Raw genomic sequence first — 18,683 nt, 5'->3', positions numbered from 1 at the left:
GGTCGTGCCGGAGCAGGATCCTAACTACGCACGACACGATAGACGCACGCATTTCCTTCGACGCCGCGGAGAGGTGCATCAAACTCAACGATGGCGTGGCCTGCGAGGAGGCCGCTGACGCCCGGCGCCGAATAAAGCGCTTCCGAGAGACAGATTTCGCCGGCATCGGCCAACGCTTGCACGCGCGCCGCAACATTCACGGTCTGCCCGAAGTAGTCCAGATTTTCATTGAGGGTCACTGCAATCGACGGACCACAATGCGCTCCGATCTTCAGGATGATGCTCGGATCGCCATGCTCGCTGTTGTAGCGTTCTATCTCTCCGAGCATATGCAACGCCGCAGAGACCGCGTCTGTCGGGCGGGAGAAGACCGCCATCACGGCATCCCCGATCGTCTTGACGATGGCGCCGGAATGCGCCTGGACGGTCGCTCCCAGCAAGGCAAAATGCTCGCGGACCAGGGCATAGGCATTCAGATCACCGAGACGCTCGTACATCGCGGTCGAACCCTTGAGATCCGTGAACAGCAAGGTCACCTGCCGGATGCCGAGGCCTTCCCGCTCGTCGACGCGTTCCGAGCGGAACAGGCGGCGGAAGGTATGTCGCGCAAGTAACATGCCGCCGGACATATACGGTTCGAACTCGAGCGCAGGCTTGGTCGTCTGGGCCAGGACTTCGGGCGGCCAATTGATCAGGAGCAATGAGCCTCGCACTGCGCCGGAGTTCTCCACGTCGATCACAACGGGGCCGGGCGGGACGACGGACAGCGAAGGCGAAAAGCGCCGCGCATCATATCCGACCCGCAGGACGGTCGGCGCGGTTGCGGGTTCGCCTGCGACCGAGACCACGAATGCAGCCTGCGTTTGGATGTTGACGCCGGCCAGGGCACCGGGACCGAGGTCGGCGCGAAGAGATGTGGTCGAGCCCGGCGGCAAGAACGCAAGTCCGCGAACCAATCCACGCAGGAAATCGAGAAATCGGACCTGCTGACCGGGCATGCGCGCGTCGCCCAAGAAACGAAGCTTCCAGTGGAAATCCTCGATCGAAAGGGAATGAGGATCATGAAATGGAATCCGCCGGAGGTGCGGCGAGACCGTAAACGTAACCTCAATGAAATCGTCGAGGTTGGTCTCACCGCTGACGTCGCAGAGGCCGCAAACGTAATGGGTCTTCAGGGTACGCAGAGCGCCAAAGCTGTCGAGCACCATGCCGGACTGGGGACAAACAACGTCCCAACTCATCTCGAACAACCCGCTCCTGGTCGCATGGAGAAACAGGTCGATGCTTTCCGCCTCGGTAATGGCGCGATCACGCGCGAACGCCAGGGGATTGATCCGGTAGAGCGAGAGATCGTCACCGCTCCTGATAAGCGTTTCAAATTTCGAGATCACGCGTGGGCTCCAGGATCGGGCCTGCTCAATCTCGGTCATCTTGCTTTCGAGGAGTCGCTCCTGGATGTTGGTCATCGTGCGCCTGAGTCGCGTTTCAAACTGATGCGTATTTCACGCGGCTACGGATCTCCGCGATGGCGACAACGCCTGCGGAAAAGAAGCCGCGGGTTGCAGCGCGTTGAGGGCAGCATTTGCACCGCCAACCAGGCGACAATGCCTAGCTTGCCACCTGCGAGGCGGCCGACATCAACTCCTGGGGGCTCGGAGCCCCGAACATGCGCTGGCCGCCGTCGGGAACCTCGGTAAAGGTCCAGCGCACGATCCCCTCGCGATCGAGCAGGAACTGGCCGAACAGCTGGCCCTGGCCGGTTGCCGCCATGCGCTGATCGGCCTCCATCATCTCGTAGCCGTCCTTTTTGTTGAGGTATTCGGCAGCCGCCAACCGATTCATCGGCCCCGACGTTTCGCCGGGCATGTCGACCTGCATGCTCATGATGACGTCCATACCCACCTTGCGCGGCCACTCGGTCTCGTGGTCCGTAAACTCGAGATTGGGCAGGCCGAACGCGCGGTGCGAGACCCGGTCGGGGTCGGACGCGGCGAGCAGGTTGGGCAAGGGATGATAGCGGAAGTAGAGCCGCGCGCGTTCGATGGGCGTATTCACGACCGTGAGACTTTCGACGCCCTTTTCGTGCAGCGCTGCGCCAAGTTGCGCCTGTGCCGCGATATGGCGCCGACAGAACGGGCAGTGCAGCCCTCGAAACAAGCCGATCAATATCGGGCTCTGCCCGCGAAAATCTTCGAGCGCGATCTTTCCCTCGCGTGTGATGGCGTCCAGCACAATATTCGGTGCACGATCGCCCGGTTGAAGTGGTCCATCGGCATGACGTTCTGACATGGTTGAACTCCCTCACTTTTAGCTAACGGTGCTTAGCCTGCCACCTGCGAGGCAGCCGACATCAACTCCCGGGGGCTCGGCGCCTCGAACATGTGCTGGCCTCCGTCAGGAATCTCGGTGAAGCTCCAGCGCACAATCCCCTCGCGATCGAGCAGAAACTGCCCAAACAACTGGCCAAGGCCGGTTGCTTCCATGTGCTTGTCGGCTTCCATGATCTCGTAACCGTCCTTGTTGTTGAGGTAGTCAAACGCCGCCAGTCGATTCATCGGTCCGGATAATTCGCCCGGAATTTCGACCTGCATGCTTCTCACCACATCCATGCCCACCTTGCGCGGCCACTCGGTTTCGTTCTCCGTAAACTCGAGATTGGGCAGGCCGAACGCACGGTGCGAGACCCGCTCGGGGTCGGACGCGGCGAGCAGATCGGGCAATGGATGATAGCGGAAGTAGAGCCGCGCGCGCTCGATCGGCGTATTGACGACCGTGAGGCTTTCGACGCCCTTGTCGCGCAGGGCGGCATCAAGCTGCGCCTGTGCCGCGATATGGCGCCGGCAGAACGGACAGTGCAGGCCTCGATACAAGCCGATCAATATCGGGCTCTGCCCGCGAAAATCCTCGAGCGCAATCTTTCCCTCGCGCGTGATGGCATCCAGCACGATGTTCGGTGCGCGTTCGCCCGGTTGAAGCGGTCCGTCGACATGAAGTTCTGACATGGTTGAACTCCTTCATATGACCTAGTCAAGAAATGGCAGCACGATCAGCCCGGCGGGATCAAGCCCGTGGCGGGCGCAGACATCGTGGGCCAGGGCGAAATACCGGTCGGCCTCGGGCATGTCGCCTCGATCAAGGCTCAGCGTGGCGAGACCATCATAGCATGGAAAAAGCTGCTGCGGTTCGCCGGTTTCGTTCGCCACCTCGATTGCCTCGTTGTAGCAGCGGGCGGCGAGATCGGGGCGGAAATGGCATTGGTGGATTTGCCCGAGCACGATCAAGGGCACGGAGAGATGCTCGCGCTGATCGAGCGCACGGTCGATTTCGATCGCCTTTTCGGCAGCCGGCACCCCTTCCTCGGTACATCTGTCCGTGAAGGTGCAACAGGCAACGGCAAAATTGGCAAGCAGGCGCGCCTGGAAGCCGAGATCGCCGATACGACGCGCGACATCGAGCCCGCGCCGGCAAACCTCCACGGCCTTCGCCGGATCGACGATCGTGTAGAGCACGCCGAGATTGGTGTAGCCGCGGCAGGCAACGTTCAGGAGGCCGGCGGCTTCGGCGGCTGCGACACTTTGCTCCACCTCGCGCACTGCCTCCTGGTGTCGTCCAAGCCGCGCCAGCGCAACTCCCTTGGTGTTGAGGGCCTCCGCAATGGCACGTGCCGCCTCGAGCCCGCTTTGCTCGTCCGCGTCCGCCGGTACGGACCGCGCATGGCCGAGCGCCTCGTCTGCCCATCTTGCCGCGGCCACGTGATCGCCCGTCCGAAATGCGAGACGGCCGCGCTCCTGCAACAGATGCGCCCACTCGATGGGTGCGTCGGTCCCTCCCAGCAGGTTGGCCGCCTCGGCGTAATGCGTCTCTGCCTTGATCCGCTTGCCGGCGTCCCACAGCAATCGGCCAAGCTTGCGAAGAATTCGCGCTTCCCCGATCCGGTCCTGTATGGCGCGGTGCCCCTCCAACGCGCTCTGATAGTGCTCCTCGGCCGTGTTCCGGCGGCCAGCCGCGCCACAGAGGTCCGCAATCCGCTCATACAGGACCAGACGTTCCGGCTCCCGTTCGCCGCCGGTCAACAGCACGGCGAGGGCCTGTTGGTAGAGACGGATGGCATCGTCATTGGCATAGCTGGCGCGTGCGCGATCGCCGGCCGCGCGCAGATAGCGCGCGCCTTTCGGCTTGCTCGCGCTCAGACTGAAGTGATGTCCGAGCAGGATGAGATCTTCGAGGCGCTCGGGCTCATGGCCATAGAGCCTCTCGAGCGCCCCGCCAATCCGTCCATGAAGCTCGATCCGGCGCTGCAGAAGCAGGTTTTGATAGATCACGTCCTGAAGCATGGTTTGCGTGAAGCGGTAGGTTCGCAGCGAAATCGAGTTCGAGCCCGCGATCTCCTCGACGATTTCCGCGTCGCATAGAAGTTCGAGCCCTGCTTCCACCCTTGCCGGCTCGGTTGCCGCCGCACCGAGAGCAGCCGCATCAAAACGCGGGCCGATCACCGCGGCCTCCTGTGCCAGGCGGCGCACCTGATGCGGCAACCGGTCGAGACGCGCCAGCAACAACGCCTGAATGCTTGCCGGAATATCGGCGGCGGCTTCATCCGACGTCATCCGCCACTGCGCGCCGTCGCGCTGCAGGGTGCCGGCTTCGATCAGGCCGCGTATGATCTCCTCGAGGAAAAGCGGATTGCCGCCGGCGCGATCGAGGATTCGACTGAACAGACGTCCCGGTGGTTCACGCCAACCGAGACTGAAATAGGCCGCGAGCAGCTTTTGTCCGTCGGCGTCGCCAAGCGGGGGCAGCCGGAGGGTTGCGTGACTGATCCTGCTCGAACCGAACTGGTCCAGTTCCAGCATCGGCCGGTGCGTAAACAGCAGCATCAGCCGCGTCCGCTCCAGTCGGTCCATCAGGAAGCGCAACGCTTCAAGAGACACCGCATCGGCCCAATGCAGATCCTCGACGATGATCAGCAGTGGCGACAGTGCCAGGCGGCGTTCGAAGACGGTGCGAATCGCGAAGAATATCTGCCGGCGGAGCTGTTCGGGCTCGACATGCCTGAGCACGGCGTTGGGGTCGCCGAGGCCGAGTACGTGCAGATAGAGCGGCATCAGGCGGTCGGCCTCGTCAGTAGCGAGGCCAAGCTCCGACAGCGCTTCGGCGACCTTCGCCTCCGCCTCTGTGGCGCTCGCCTTCTGCGCGATGCCATAGGCACTGCGCAGCACGGCGGCGAGTGTGCCGTATGATTGTTCGCCGAGCGGCGAGCACGCCGCCTGCCGGATCGCCACGCCGGCGAATCGATCCTGATCGCGGATGTGCGCGACGAACTCCCTGACCAGGCGCGTTTTCCCGATGCCGGCTTCACCGACCAGCCGCACCAGTTGAGCTGCGCCGCCGCGCGCGCGATCTAGGCTGCCGATCATGCGCGCAAGCTCGGCGTCGCGCCCTATCAACGGCGCATTGAGGCCCAGCGTGTCGAGACCTCGCGCCGCACGGGGCGTGTCGAGCGGCTCCTTCAGACGATGGACCAGTACGCTGCCCATCTTGCCCTTGAGCGAGACCTCGCCAAGCGAGTCATAGGAGAACGCATGCCGCGTCAGACGGTGAGTCAACGGCCCGACCAGCACCTCGCCCGGAGCCGCCATCGATTGTAGTCGCTGGGCGGTATTCACCGTGTCGCCGGTCACCGAATAGGATTTGGCAACGCCCACACCGAGCCCGCCCGCGACGACGTGACCGGTGTTGATGCCGACATGGAGCAGCAGCGGTGAACCTGCATACGCCTTCGCGCGTTCGCTGAGGCGCGCCGTCCGGTCGATCATGTCGAGGGCAGCGCGCACCGCCCGCTCCGGGTCGTCCTCGTGCGCCGCCGGCGCACCAAACAGAGCAAGCAGCGCATCGCCGATGAATTTGTCCACGAAGCCGCCAAAGCTTTGCACCGCGGCCGTCAACTCCTCGAACAACTCGTTTTGAAGCGTCTGCATGACCTCGGGGTCGAGCCGCTCGCTCATCGCCGTGAAGCCGCTGAGGTCGGCAAACAGCACGGTGATGGTGCGGCGGTTCGCCTCGCTGTCGATCTTGTCGGACTGAGGTCGAAATGAGGCCTGAGCCTCCTCCGTCGGCGCGAGCGGCGGAGAGGAGGACCGGATCGGGAGCGTCGTCGGGCTCGTCCGCGCCGATGCCTGCCCTCCGCCTGTGGGAACCTCAGCGACGAAGGCGCCGCATTTCGGGCAATAGGCGAAATCCGGCGCGCATGGAAAGCCGCAGCCAGGGCACGCGTTCGGCTGCTTCGTGCCGCACTTCGGGCAGAAGGCAAAGCCGCTCTGGACCTCTAAACCACAGCAAGAGCAGTTCATGGGTCAAGACCTCGCGGAAGCCGCGATGGCGCATTCTACTGGACCTGCGGGCCCAGGAACCAGGCAAGCATGGCCTCGTCGCACGGGAAGAGCAAGCGTGGTTGGTCTACCCCTTCCGTATGGCTGTGCGAGGAAGCGATGCTGCGGGCGCACTGGCGCACCGCGCGTCGTCGGCAAGCATGGCGGCATGCGGTAGCGCCAATTGACAGGGGCATGGCCGGGGCTACCCTGCCGAACAGAAGAACAAAAATAAGGGGGAATCGCCGTGACACCCGTCATCGCATCTTGAGCACATCCGCACTCGCGCCATTCCGCATCCGCAACTATCGCTTCCAGTGGCCGTCCGACCTGCTCACCTCCTGGGCGTTCGAGATCGAAACGCTGGTGCTCGGCTGGTACATCCTGGTCGAGACCGGATCGGTGCTGCTACTGACCATTCTCGCGTCGCTGCAATATCTCGGAACGCTGATTGCACCGGCGCTCGGGATGATCGGCGACCGCATGGGTCATCGCGATCTCCTTGTCGTGCTGCGCCTTACCTATACGGCGCTGGCCTCCACCATTATGGTCCTGGCGCTCACCGGCCACCTGGCGCCGCTCAAGGTCATGATCATCGTGACGATCATGGGACTGATCCGCTCCTCCGATCTCGGCCTTCGCAGCGCATTGCTCGCCGACATCATGCCGGCCGAGCAGCTGGTCAGCGCGATCAGCATGTCACGCACGACCCAGGATAGCGCCCGCATTGCCGGAGCGCTGACAGGCGCCGGCCTCTTCGCCGTGCTCGGCATTGGATTGGTTTATGCGGCAGTCGCAAGCCTCTACCTCGTGGCCGCGATTCTCATGTCCTGCCTGACCCGACCGAAAAGGACCGTTGCCACGACGGACCTGCCGGCGAACAGCCACGCCATTTCAAAGCTGCTCGACGAGCTGAAGGAAGGGATTGTCTACGCCTGGAATGGCCCTGGAATGGGTGCCGCGCTGTGCGTCGCCTTCCTCGCCAATCTCACCGCATTTCCCTTCACAGGCGGATTGCTGCCCTACATCGCGCGGGAGATCTTTCATACCGACCAGACCGGCCTCGGTTATCTGTCGGCGAGCTTCGCCGTCGGCTCGCTGATCGGCTCAATCACGCTGAGCCTCGTCGGCGGACTGCGCATTGCCCGGCTGCTGATAGGCGCGACGCTGGCCTGGTACGCCATGCTGCTGGTGTTCGTCGAAATCAGGACCATGCCGGTGGCCATGGCCTGCCTTGCACTCGCCGGCATCGCCCAGAGCATGTCGATGATCTCGGCCGCCGTGATCCTGATGCGCACGGCGAGCGCGCATCTGCGCGGCCGCGTGATGGGCGTGCGCATGATGGTGATCTACGGTCTGCCGATCGGATTGCTCGCAGCCGGCAGCCTGATCGACGTGATCGGCTATTCCGCGACGGGTTCGCTCTATGCCGCGTCGGGCTTCATCGCGATGACGGCGATCGCCTTGCGCTGGCGCGCCGACCTCTGGCCCGTGCACGCCCCCGCCAATGCGCGCTAGTCCCCGTACCCGCGCAGCCGCTCGACATCGAGGATGGTAACGCCGCCATATTCGAGCCGCAGCAGGCCCTCCTTCTCCAGCCGGTTCAGCGCGCGATTGGCGTTCTGGCGGGACATGCCGGAGAGCGCCCCGATCTCCTCCTGGGTGATCTCCAGATGCGCGGTCGATTCCGGATAGAGGATCGGGTTGAACAGCGAGGCGATGCCGCGGGCGAGGCGCGCGGTGGCGTCCAACGTGCGGTTGACCTCGAGCATGCCGATGAACTGGCCGAGCCGCTCGTTGAGCTGGCGCACCAGGAAGCGGTTGAAGCCGACGCTGTTCTCGAACAGCCACATGAAGGCGCTGCGCTCCATTAGCGCGACACGGCTGTTGCGCAGCGCGACCACGTCGTAGCGGCGCGGCTCGTTCTTGAGCACGCTGCCCTCGCCGAACCAGGCCCCCGCGGTCAGCCCGGCAAGGCTCGTCTCCTTGCCGTCGCGCGACACCCCGCCCATACGGGCAAGGCCAAAGACCATGCCGGCCCAATAGTCGAACGTGTCGCCGCGCATGAACACGGCCTCGCCGGTGCCGTAGGACCGCTCCGTGATCCCCGCGCGCGCGACCTCGATCTCCGCTTGCGTGAGCTCGCGCGACCAGGCGGCGATGCGCTTCAGTTGATCCTCTGAAATCATGATCCCGAAGCCAGCCGCACTGTTTCGTCACTCCGTCCTTCTGTTGCACTGCAACACGACCGCTCCGGCCACCATCCGACGAAAGATGAAGACCGCCACCGCCTCAAAAACTTTGTCGCAGAATTGTCAGGCCGGAGACATTTCAAAATAGCGCTTTCCCCTATTGAGAACCACCTCGGGCGATGCGGCTTTTGATCCCCTAGCGGGAACGAGAGCCTCACGGGTCCGGTCGGGACCAATAGCTGCATGGTCTGGCCGACACGACCGTACTAGGATCGCCCGACAGGAACCGACGAAGAGCGCAAATCAAGCGCCATCACCGGGAGGGATTTGTTTGGTGGCTACCAGTCTTGAAGTGCGCGGCGTGTCCTTGCGGTTCGGCGGCGTCCGTGCGCTGACCGATGTCGGCTTCGCCATCAGGGACGGCGAGCTGTTCTCGATCATCGGCCCCAACGGGGCCGGCAAGACCTCGATCGTGAACTGTATTTCCGGCCGCTACAAGCCGACCGAGGGCCAGCTGTTCTATCAGGGCCGCGACATCACCGGCCTGACGCCGAACGCCCGCGCCTCGCTCGGCATCGGCCGCACCTTCCAGAACCTGGCCCTGTTCCACCACATGAGCGTGCTCGACAACATCATGGTCGGCCGCCATCACCTGTTGAAGAACAATTTCCTCACGGGCTCGCTCTACTGGCTCACCGGCGCGCGCAAGGAAGAGCTCGCGCATCGCCGCAAGGTCGAGGAGATCATCGACTTCCTCGACCTCCAGTCGGTGCGAAAGGCGCAAGCCGGCACCCTCTCCTATGGCCTGCGCAAGCGCGTCGAGCTTGCCCGCGCCATGGCGCTGGAGCCGCGCCTCATCCTCCTCGACGAGCCGATGGCCGGCATGAACTTCGAGGAGAAGGAGGACATGGCCCGCTACATCGTCGATCTCAACGAGGAGTTCGGGATGACGGTGGTGATGATCGAGCACGACATGGGCGTGGTGATGGACATCTCTCACCGCGTCATGGTGCTGGATTTCGGCCGCAAGATCGCCGAGGGCGATCCGGGTGCGGTGCTCGCCGATCCCCACGTCAGGCGCGCCTATCTCGGCGAAGAGGACGAGGTGCTGGTCGATCCCGACGATGCTCCGCCGGCGCAGGAGAGCGCGGCATGATGGATTATGCAGGCCGCGTCGCGCAGGCCGATACCTATCCCAAAATGCTCCGGCTCAATGCCAGGGAGCATGGCAACGACATCGCGCTGCGCGAAAAGGATCTCGGGCTGTGGCGTGTCTTCACCTGGAACGATTACCAGACGCGCGTGCGCGATTTCGCGCTCGGCCTCGTCGAGCTCGGCCTTGGGCGCAACGACGTCATCGGCATCATCGGCGACAACCGGCCGGACTGGGTCGCGGCGGAAATCGCCACCCACGCGATCGGCGGCCTGAGCCTCGGGCTCTACCGCGACGTGCTGGACGAAGAAGCCTCCTATCTCCTCAATTATGGCGAGGCGCAGCTCGTCTTCGCCGAGGATGAGGAGCAGGTCGACAAGCTGCTCACCCTCGCCGACCGCGTGCCTGATCTGAAGCACATCATCTATTCCGACCCGCGCGGAATGCGGAAATACGACGACCCCAGGCTGCTGTCGGCGGAGAAATTCGCCGAGCTCGGCCGCGCCCGCGCTGCGCGCGAACCGGGGCTTTACGACAAGCTCGTCGACGCGACCAAGGGCGAGGACGTCGCAATCCTCTGCACCACGTCAGGCACCACCTCGCATCCGAAACTCGCAATGCTCGCCGCCGGCCGCGTGCTCGGCCATTGCGCCACCTATCTCGCCTTCGACCCCAAGGGCCCGGACGACGAATACGTCTCGGTGCTGCCGCTGCCGTGGATCATGGAGCAGGTCTATGTGCTCGGCAAAGGCCTCTTGTGCCGGATGAAGATCAACTTCGTCGAAGAGCCCGATACGATGATGAATGATCTGCGCGAGATCGCGCCGACGTTCGTGCTGTTTGCGCCGCGCGTCTGGGAATCGATCGCCGCCGACGTGCGCGCCAGGGTGATGGACGCGACGCCCTTCAAGCAGCGCCTGTTCGATATCGGGATGAAAAGCGGTCTTGCCGCGCTCGAACAGGGCCAGCGCTCCGACTTTGCCGACGCCATCCTGTTCCGCGCGCTGCGCGACCGGCTCGGCTTCACCCGCCTGCGCTCGGCCGCAACCGGCGGCGCGGCGCTCGGGCCCGATACCTTCAAGTTCTTCCAGGCGATGGGCGTGCCGCTGCGCACGCTTTACGGCCAGACCGAGCTTTTGGGCGCCTACACGCTGCATCCCGAGGGTAAGGTCGATCCTGACACCACGGGTGTGCCGATGGCCGACAGCGTCGAGATCCGCATCGACAATGCCGACGTCCACGGCGTCGGCGAGATCGTGGTGCGGCATCCCAACATGTTCCTCGGCTATTACAAGAATCCTGAGGCGAGCGTTGCCGACATCAAGGATGGCTGGATGCTGTCGGGGGATGCCGGCTATTTCAACGCCAACCGCCAGCTCGTCGTCATCGACCGCATCAAGGATCTCGCGGAAACCTCCCGCGGCGAGCGCTTCTCGCCGCAGTTCATCGAGAACAAGCTGAAATTCTCGCCCTATATCGCCGAAGCCGTGGTGCTCGGCTCGGGGCGCGACGCGCTCGCGGCGATGATCTGCATCCGCTACTCCATCATCTCGAAATGGGCGGAGAAGAACCGCCTCTCCTTTACGACCTACAGCGATCTCGCCTCGCGGCCCGAGGTCTACATGCTGCTCCAGAAGGAGGTCGAGACCGTCAACGCCACGCTGCCGCCGGCGCAGCGCATCTCGCGCTTCCTGCTGCTCTACAAGGAGCTCGACGCCGACGACGGCGAGCTCACCCGCACCCGAAAGGTGCGCCGCAGCGTCATCAACGAGAAGTACGCCGGCATCATCGACGCCATCTACCTCGGCGATCCCGACATCCCCGTCGACACCGTGATCCGCTTCCAGGACGGCACCACGCAGAGGGTGCGCACCACACTGCGAGTGGTGGATCTCGGCGGGCGTGGGCATCTGGCGGAGGCTGCGGAGTGACACACGTGATCGTCATGCGCGGGCTCGACCCGCGCATCCATCCTCTTCCGAACAAGCTTCCGTCCACATTGATGGATTGCCGGGTCAAGCCCGGCAATGACGAGTTGGGTCAGCCGACATGAACACCGCCTTCCTCATCCAGCTCCTGGTTAACGGCCTCGTGGTCGGCACGCTCTATGGCGTGGTCGCGATGTCGTTCGTGCTGATCTACAAGGCGACGCAGGTCGTCAACTTCGCGCAAGGCGAGCTGCTGCTGGTCGGCGCATGGGTGTGCTGGGCGCTGCTGGCGAAATATCAGGTGCCGTTCTGGATCGGCATGCCGATGACGCTGGTGTTCATGTTTGTGTTCGGCATCGCCATCCAGGTCCTGATCCTGCGGCCGATGATCGGCGAGCCGATCATTTCGGTGATCATGGTGACGATCGGCCTCTCGACCGTGCTGCAGGCCACGCTGAAATGGATGTTCGGCGTCAACCCGCAGCCGTTCCCGCGCGTGTTCGAGAGCCAGTCGGTCAGCTTGTTCGGGCTTCAGATCCAGACCGTCTATGTCATGAGCCTGGTGGTCTCGGTCGCGATGATGATCGGCATGGCCTGGTTCTTCCGCGCATCCAAATACGGCCTTGCCATGCGCGCCACCGCGTTCAACCAGCAGGTCGCGCAGTCGCTCGGCATTTCCGTCAAAAGCGTCTTCGCGATGGCCTGGGCGATCTCGGCCACCGTTTCGGCGGTCGCGGGCGTCGTCGTCGCCGTCGTCAACGGCGTATCGTCAGGCCTCGCCGCCTACGGCATCAAGGTGTTTCCGGCGGCGATCCTCGGCGGGCTCGATTCCGTCGGCGGCGCGGTGCTCGGCGGCATCATCATCGGCTTGCTCGAGAACATCGCGCAATATGTCGACAGCGAGTATCTGCACTGGGGCAATCTCTACGAGATCGCACCGTTCTACGTCCTCATCATCGTGCTGATGATCAAGCCCTACGGCTTGTTCGGCACCCACGACATCGAGCGGATCTGACCCATGGCCGGCCCTGCCCTCGTCCCCGCTGGTGATTTCCGCACCTCCTATGCGGCCGACACCACGATCTTCCCGACGGCCACCAGCCGCAACTTTGCGATCGTAGGCGTGCTGCTGCTCTGCCTCGTGCCGCAATTCCTCGGCGGCTACTGGCTCAGCATCCTGATCCAGATCGGCATCTTCTCGATCGCGGCGCTCGGGTTGAACATCCTGGTCGGCTTCACCGGCCAGATCTCGATCGGCCACGCCGCCTTCTTCCTGCTCGGCGCCTTCACCTCGGCCTACATCTCCAACAATGCGCCGATCCCGGTGTTCTTCGCGATCCCGCTCGCGGGCGTCGTCACCGCGCTGGTCGGGCTGATCTTCGGCATTCCGGCGGCGCGGCTGAAGGGACTCTACCTCGTCATCGCGACACTCGCCGCGCAATACATCCTGCTCGACTTCTTCTCCCGCGCCGAATGGTTCACCGGCGGCTCGGTGCCGGCCAGCGCCAATCCGTTCTCGATCTTCGGCTTCACCTTGCGCGGCGACAAGCAGTATTTCTACGTCGTGCTGGCCTATGTGCTGGCGAGCTACATTCTCGTCACCAATCTGATGCGCACGCGCGACGGCCGCGCGCTGGTTGCGATCCGCGACCATTATCTCTCCGCGGAGATCATGGGCATCAACCTCACCAAATACCGCACGCTGTCGTTCGGCCTCGCCGCCTTCTTCGCCGGCATCGCCGGCGCGCTCTATGCGCACTACCAGCTCGTGGTCTCCCAGGAAGGCTTTGGCATCGAGCGTTCGATCCTGTTCCTGGCCATGATCATCATCGGCGGCACCGGCTCGATCATGGGCACGCTGATGGGCACCGCCTTCGTGGTGCTGCTGCCGGAAACGATGGAATTCCTCAGCATCTATTTGAAGGGCGGCGCGATCGACAAGGCGCTGTCGCTCAACAACAACATCACCTTCCTGCGCGAGATCGCGATCGGGGTGATCATCATCGCGTTCCTGATGTTCGAGCCTGACGGGCTCGCGCATCGCTGGCGGCAGATCAAGGCGTATTGGAAACTCTACCCGTTCTCGCATTGAGAACGGGCAACTTGCTAATCAACGAATAAACAGGAGGAGGCAACCAATGAAGACAAAATCCCTTTTGACCACCGCATCGCTCGCCCTCGCGATCGCCGCATTCTCGGCGAGTGCGCAGGCGCAGATCGCGATCGGGCATCTCGCCGATTATTCCGGCGGCACCTCCGACGTCGGCACGCCCTACGGACAGGCCGTCGCCGACACCTTCGCCTGGGTCAACAAGAACGGCGGCGTCGGCGGCAAGCAGATCAACGTCGACACCAACGACTACGGCTACCAGGTGCCGCGCGCGATCGCGCTCTACAAGAAATGGTCGGCGCCCGACAGCAAGGTCGCGGCGATCATGGGCTGGGGCACCGCGGACACCGAAGCGCTGACCGGCTTCCTCGCGCAGGACAAGATCCCCGACCTCTCCGGCTCCTATGCCGCGGCACTCACCGATCCCGAAGGCGTCAGCGGCAAGGCCAAGCCCGCGCCCTACAATTTCTTCTACGGCCCGAGCTATTCGGACTCGCTGCGCGCGATGCTGATGTGGGCGGCCGAGGACTGGAAGGCCAAGGGCAAGCCCGGCAAGCCGAAATTCGTCCACATGGGCGCCAACCACCCCTATCCGAACGCGCCGAAGGCCGCCGGCGAGGCCATGGCGCAGGAGCTCGGGCTCGAAGTGCTGCCGCCGCTGGTGTTCGCGCTGACACCGGGTGACTACAGCGCGCAGTGCCTGAGCCTGAAATCCTCGGGTGCTAACTACGCCTATCTCGGCAACACCGCGGCTTCCAACATCTCCGTCCTGAAGGCCTGCAAGACCGCCGGCGTCGACATCCAGTTCCTCGGCAATGTCTGGGGCATGGACGAGAATGCCGCCAAGACGGCCGGAGATGCCGCCAATGGCGTGATCTTCCCCTTGCGCACGGCGGTGAGCTGGGGCGGCGATGCGCCCGGCATGAAGACGGTGATGGAGATCTCCAAGATGTCCGACCCGACCGGCAAGGTCTACCGGCCCGTGCACTACATCGCGGCGGTCTGCTCGGCGCTGTACATGAAGGAAGCGCTCGACTGGGCCGCCAAGAACGGCGGCGCCACCGGCGAGAACGTCGCCAAGGGCTTCTACCAGAAGAAGGACTGGGTGCCGGCCGGAATGGACGGCGTCTGCAATCCCTCGACCTGGACCGATAAGGACCACCGCGGCACGCTGAAAGTCGACCTCTATCGCACCAAGATCGCGGGTGCGACCGACGGCGACCTCAACGATCTCATGGCCAAGGGCGCGATCAAGCTCGAGAAGGTCAAGACCGTGGAGCTGCCGCGCAAGGCGGAATTGCTGGGGTGGTGAGCCCGGCACTCACCTCACGCACAACTGTCATCCCCCGCGAAAGCGGGGGATCCAGTACACCGCGGCTTCTCAATGGGTCTCGGGCGTCTCTGGAATACTGGGTCGCCCGGTCAAGCCGGGCGACGACTACGGAGAACTTTGAAGCATGACCGAGATCGCCGAAGCCAGTCGTCCCTCACCCAGCATCGTGCCCGCGCCGCCCCTTCTCGGCGTGCGCAATATCGAGGTCGTCTATGACGACGTCATCCTGGTGCTGCGCGGCCTCAGCCTCGACGTGCCCAAGGGCGCGATCGTGGCGCTGCTCGGGGCCAACGGCGCCGGCAAGTCGACGACGCTGAAGGCGATCTCGGGGCTGCTCAAGACCGAGGACGGCGAGGTCACGCGCGGCGAGATCCTGTTCGAGGGCGAGCGGATCAACGGCATCGATCCCGACAAGATCGTCCGCCGCGGCATCTTCCAGGTGATGGAGGGCCGCCGCATCGTCGCCGACATGACGTCGCTGGAGAACCTCAAGCTCGGCGCCTTCACCCGCAGGGACCGCGAGGTCGATGCCGATATCGACATGGTCTTCAACTATTTCCCGCGCCTGAAGGAGCGCACCGGCCTTGCCGGCTATCTCTCCGGCGGCGAGCAACAGATGCTCGCGATCGGCCGTGCACTGATGGCACGCCCGAAGATGATCCTGATGGACGAACCGTCGATGGGTCTGTCGCCGCTGCTGGTGAAAGAGGTGTTTTCCATCATCCAGAAGATCAACCGCGACCTCGGCGTCACCATCCTGCTGGTCGAGCAGAACGCGCGCGCCGCACTGTCAGTGGCGAGCCACGGCTACATCATGGAGCAGGGCAAGGTCGTGCTCGACGGCACCGCGGACGAATTGCGCGACAACGAGGACGTCAAGGAATTCTACCTCGGCGGCGCCGGCGACCAGCGCAAGAGCTTCAAGAACCTCAAGAGCTTCAAGCGGCGCAAGCGATGGTTATAGCGTTTTCAAGCGAAGTGGGAACCGGTTCGCGTGAAGAAAACGCGTCAAAACAAGAGAACTCTAACCTTCCAGCACCTGCTCCGCTTCCGTGACTGCGCAGAGAACATGATAGAACGACGACGCAGGAATGGTGTCGACCAGCGACTTGCCGTCGCGATCGAACTGGTCGTACCAGCCGCCCCGCACGGGATGGCTGAGATAATGCCGTTCGAGCCGCACCAGGGCCGCGCGCGCCTCATCCGCCGCGCCCGCCTCGCCGGACTCGGCTTGCGCAGTCCACGCCTTCGCGATCTCGGTCTGCGGCCACAGCCGGCGCGTGCTGCGGCGGATGTTGCCGATGGCATCACCCTCGTCGCTCAGGCAGCCCGTCGCCTCGTCGCGATAGCGCAGCGCGCTCGCCAGCAGCTCCGCACGTCGCTGCCCGGTCGGGCAGCCCGTGATGCGCTCGAATCCCTTCAGCAGCCAGACCCACTCCGCCTGATGGCCAGGCTCGACACTGACCGGCTCGATCTTCGACCAGTCCTCCTCGAAATACTCGGTCAGGATGTGCCTCTGCTTGTCGTAGAGATTGGCGAGGAACAGCGCGAAGAATTCGCCGGCGCGGTTCTGGAACGACAGATCGTGGGTCGCGTCGAAGCACGCGATCATCGCCTCGAACAGGTGCATGTGCGGGTTCTGCCGCCGCGGCAGCGAGACCGGCAGCCCCTCGTGGACGCCGCCATGCGGCGAGCGCAGATGGCCGTCGAGGAAGGCGAGCAGCGCGTCGATCTCGGCGCGAACCTGCACGTCCTTGTCGAGCGCGTAGACGGTCGCAAGCGCAAACAGGATGAAGGCGTGGTCGTAGGCGTCGCGCCGGGCGTCCAGCACCGCGCCATCCGGCGTCAGCCGGTGCACATAGCCCGGCCGGCCGTCGGGCGCCTTCGCGCGTGCCAGCAGGTGCTCCAGCCCCTTCAGCGCGATGGCGCGCCCCTCCGGATACCAGCCCATCTGCGCCGCCTTGGCGTAGCAGTAGATCTGGCGGGCCTGCACGAACACGCGCCTCGGCGCGGCGGCATCCGCCGTGCCGTCGCGGTGCAGCCGGTCGATGAAACCGCCCGCGACATGGTCCCAGCCGACGGTCGACCACAGCGGCATCGCGTCGTCGATCATGCGGCGTTTCAGGCGCGCGACGACGCCGGCCGTCTCCTCCGCCTCCATGATCCGCTCGTCCGCCATCTCGCTCTCTCCACGTCCCGACAATGGCCGTCTGATACCCATGCCAGCGGCGGCGTGCAACGGATGCCAACCCGGAAAGATCAGCCATGACCGCCCATTACGACGCCCTCGAGACGCGCGAGCAAGCCGCGCGCGAGGCCGAGCTGTTTTCGCGCCTGCCGGGCGTGCTGCGCAGCGCGATGACGGCGCCCGCCTATGCCGACCGGCTCAAGGGTCTGGATCCGGCCGCAGTGACCACGCGCGCGGCGCTGGCGTGCCTGCCGGTGCTGTGCAAGTCGGAACTGCCGGCCCTGCACAAGGCCTCCGCGCCCTTCGGCGGCTTCGTGGCGGCGGCACCGGGCTCGTTCGCACGGCTCTTCACCTCCCCGGGTCCGATCTTCGAGCCGGAGGGCCGGCAGGCCGATCCCTGGCGCGGCGCACGGGCGCTGTTCGCGGCCGGGTTCCGGCCCGACGACATCGTGCTCAACACCTTCAGCTACCACCTCACCCCCGGCGGCTTCATCTTCGACTCGTCCGCGCGCGCACTCGGCTGTGCGGTGATCCCGGCCGGGCCCGGCAATACCGAGCAGCAATTTGAGCTGATCGAGGCCTACCGGCCGGTCGGCTATAGCGGCACGCCGGACTTCCTGAAGATCCTGCTCGATGCAGCGGCCACCGCGGGCCGCGACGTCTCCTCGATCAAGCGTGCGCTGGTCTCGGGTGCGGCCTTCCCGCCCTCGCTCCAGGCCGAGATCAAGGCGCGCGGCATCGACGCCTACCAGGCCTTCGGCACCGCCGATCTCGGTCTCGTCGCCTTCGAGACGGAGGCGCGCGAGGGCATGGTCGTGAACGAGGGCCTGATCATGGAGATCGTCAAGCCCGGCACCGGCGATCCCGTTGCGGAAGGCGACGTCGGTGAGATCGTCGTCACCTCGCTCGACCCGCACCATCCCTGGATTCGTCTCGCCCTCGGCGACCTCACAGCGGCGCTGCCGGGCCCAAGCAAATGCGGTCGCACCAACATGCGGATCAAGGGCTGGATGGGCCGCGCCGACCAGACCACCAAGGTCAAGGGCATGTTCGTCCGTCCCGAGCAGGTCGCCGAGATCGGCAAGCGGCATTCCGCACTCGGCCGCCTGCGTCTCGTCGTCACGCGCCAGGGCGAGACCGATGCGATGACGCTGAAAGCGGAAACGGCGGCAACAAATGAGGCTCTGCGCGAGGAGATCGCGAGCACACTGCGGATGGTGACAAAGCTCGGCGGCGCGGTCGAGCTGGTCGGCCCCGGCACGCTGCCGAACGACGGCAAGGTGATCGCGGACGAGCGGTGAGGCCTAAAATCCTGAGAACTCGCGCCCGTCGGCATCCGTTCGCCGAGTGTGCAAGAGTCTAAGAGGATCGCTGCCCATATCCTCGAGCGGATCACTGAACTTGAATTGGAACT

The 18,683-nt window shown here is 64.4% G+C and carries 15 protein-coding genes; 9 read left to right on the top strand and 6 right to left on the bottom strand.

Annotated features, from left to right (window positions below):
* Positions 1-20 precede the first annotated feature (20 nt).
* The 4 genes from XI08_RS32445 to XI08_RS32430 form a co-directional block, all read right to left on the bottom strand.
* Positions 21-1,466, bottom strand: a complete 1,446-nt coding sequence (locus XI08_RS32445) for an adenylate/guanylate cyclase domain-containing protein (protein ID WP_271577516.1) — start codon at positions 1,464-1,466, stop codon at positions 21-23.
* A gap of 142 nt (positions 1,467-1,608) precedes the next feature.
* The gene (locus XI08_RS32440; protein WP_271577515.1) at positions 1,609-2,289 is read right to left on the bottom strand and encodes a redoxin domain-containing protein; all 681 of its coding nucleotides are present in this window, start codon (positions 2,287-2,289) and stop codon (positions 1,609-1,611) included.
* A gap of 32 nt (positions 2,290-2,321) precedes the next feature.
* A complete protein-coding gene (locus XI08_RS32435; RefSeq protein ID WP_271577514.1) occupies positions 2,322-3,002 on the bottom strand; it encodes a redoxin domain-containing protein in 681 nt (226 codons plus the stop codon).
* Between the two features lie 21 nt (positions 3,003-3,023).
* Positions 3,024-6,347 (bottom strand): adenylate/guanylate cyclase domain-containing protein, encoded by a 3,324-nt coding sequence (locus tag XI08_RS32430; protein WP_271577513.1) that lies wholly within the window; start codon positions 6,345-6,347, stop codon positions 3,024-3,026.
* A gap of 285 nt (positions 6,348-6,632) precedes the next feature.
* Between XI08_RS32430 and XI08_RS32425 the strand changes: the two genes are divergently transcribed.
* Complete coding sequence (locus XI08_RS32425) at positions 6,633-7,883, top strand: MFS transporter (protein WP_271577512.1); 1,251 nt, start codon at positions 6,633-6,635, stop codon at positions 7,881-7,883.
* Here XI08_RS32425 and XI08_RS32420 read toward each other — a convergent pair.
* A complete protein-coding gene (locus tag XI08_RS32420; protein ID WP_027545089.1) occupies positions 7,880-8,554 on the bottom strand; it encodes a Crp/Fnr family transcriptional regulator in 675 nt (224 codons plus the stop codon). The two genes, XI08_RS32425 and XI08_RS32420, sit on opposite strands and share 4 nt — an antisense overlap.
* A 337-nt stretch (positions 8,555-8,891) precedes the next feature.
* Between XI08_RS32420 and XI08_RS32415 the strand changes: the two genes are divergently transcribed.
* The 7 genes from XI08_RS32415 (at position 8,892) to XI08_RS32385 (ending at position 16,045) form a co-directional block, all read left to right on the top strand.
* Positions 8,892-9,713, top strand: a complete 822-nt coding sequence (locus tag XI08_RS32415) for an ABC transporter ATP-binding protein (RefSeq protein WP_027545088.1) — start codon at positions 8,892-8,894, stop codon at positions 9,711-9,713.
* On the top strand, positions 9,710-11,641 hold the full coding sequence (locus tag XI08_RS32410) for a long-chain fatty acid--CoA ligase (protein ID WP_271577511.1): 1,932 nt from the start codon (positions 9,710-9,712) through the stop codon (positions 11,639-11,641). The genes XI08_RS32415 and XI08_RS32410 overlap by 4 nt, the downstream gene beginning before the upstream one ends.
* On the top strand, positions 11,638-11,763 hold the full coding sequence (locus XI08_RS32405) for an ABC transporter (protein ID WP_271577510.1): 126 nt from the start codon (positions 11,638-11,640) through the stop codon (positions 11,761-11,763). The genes XI08_RS32410 and XI08_RS32405 overlap by 4 nt, the downstream gene beginning before the upstream one ends.
* Positions 11,760-12,653: a branched-chain amino acid ABC transporter permease gene (locus XI08_RS32400; protein ID WP_027545085.1), complete on the top strand. Its 894-nt coding sequence runs from the start codon at positions 11,760-11,762 to the stop codon at positions 12,651-12,653. Before XI08_RS32405 ends, XI08_RS32400 begins: the two co-directional genes overlap by 4 nt.
* A 3-nt stretch (positions 12,654-12,656) precedes the next feature.
* Positions 12,657-13,730 (top strand): branched-chain amino acid ABC transporter permease, encoded by a 1,074-nt coding sequence (locus XI08_RS32395; protein WP_271577509.1) that lies wholly within the window; start codon positions 12,657-12,659, stop codon positions 13,728-13,730.
* Between the two features lie 46 nt (positions 13,731-13,776).
* Positions 13,777-15,060 carry an ABC transporter substrate-binding protein gene (locus XI08_RS32390; protein WP_271577508.1) on the top strand — a complete coding sequence of 428 codons (1,284 nt, stop codon included), beginning with the start codon at positions 13,777-13,779 and terminating at the stop codon, positions 15,058-15,060.
* A gap of 145 nt (positions 15,061-15,205) precedes the next feature.
* Positions 15,206-16,045: an ABC transporter ATP-binding protein gene (locus tag XI08_RS32385; protein ID WP_027545082.1), complete on the top strand. Its 840-nt coding sequence runs from the start codon at positions 15,206-15,208 to the stop codon at positions 16,043-16,045.
* 60 nt (positions 16,046-16,105) lie between these two features.
* Here the strand turns inward: XI08_RS32385 and XI08_RS32380 are convergent, their stop codons facing one another.
* Positions 16,106-17,260, bottom strand: a complete 1,155-nt coding sequence (locus XI08_RS32380) for an AGE family epimerase/isomerase (RefSeq protein WP_271577507.1) — start codon at positions 17,258-17,260, stop codon at positions 16,106-16,108.
* An 86-nt stretch (positions 17,261-17,346) separates the two neighbouring features.
* On the opposite strand from XI08_RS32380, the gene XI08_RS32375 reads away from it, so the two are divergent.
* A complete protein-coding gene (locus tag XI08_RS32375; protein ID WP_271577506.1) occupies positions 17,347-18,570 on the top strand; it encodes a phenylacetate--CoA ligase family protein in 1,224 nt (407 codons plus the stop codon).
* Positions 18,571-18,683 lie beyond the last annotated feature (113 nt).

The organism is Bradyrhizobium sp. CCBAU 11361 (assembly GCF_028128935.1).
Lineage (GTDB): Bacteria > Pseudomonadota > Alphaproteobacteria > Rhizobiales > Xanthobacteraceae > Bradyrhizobium > Bradyrhizobium niftali.
Note: the sequence above shows the minus strand (reverse complement) of the source record. Positions and strands in the feature narration are given on the sequence as shown.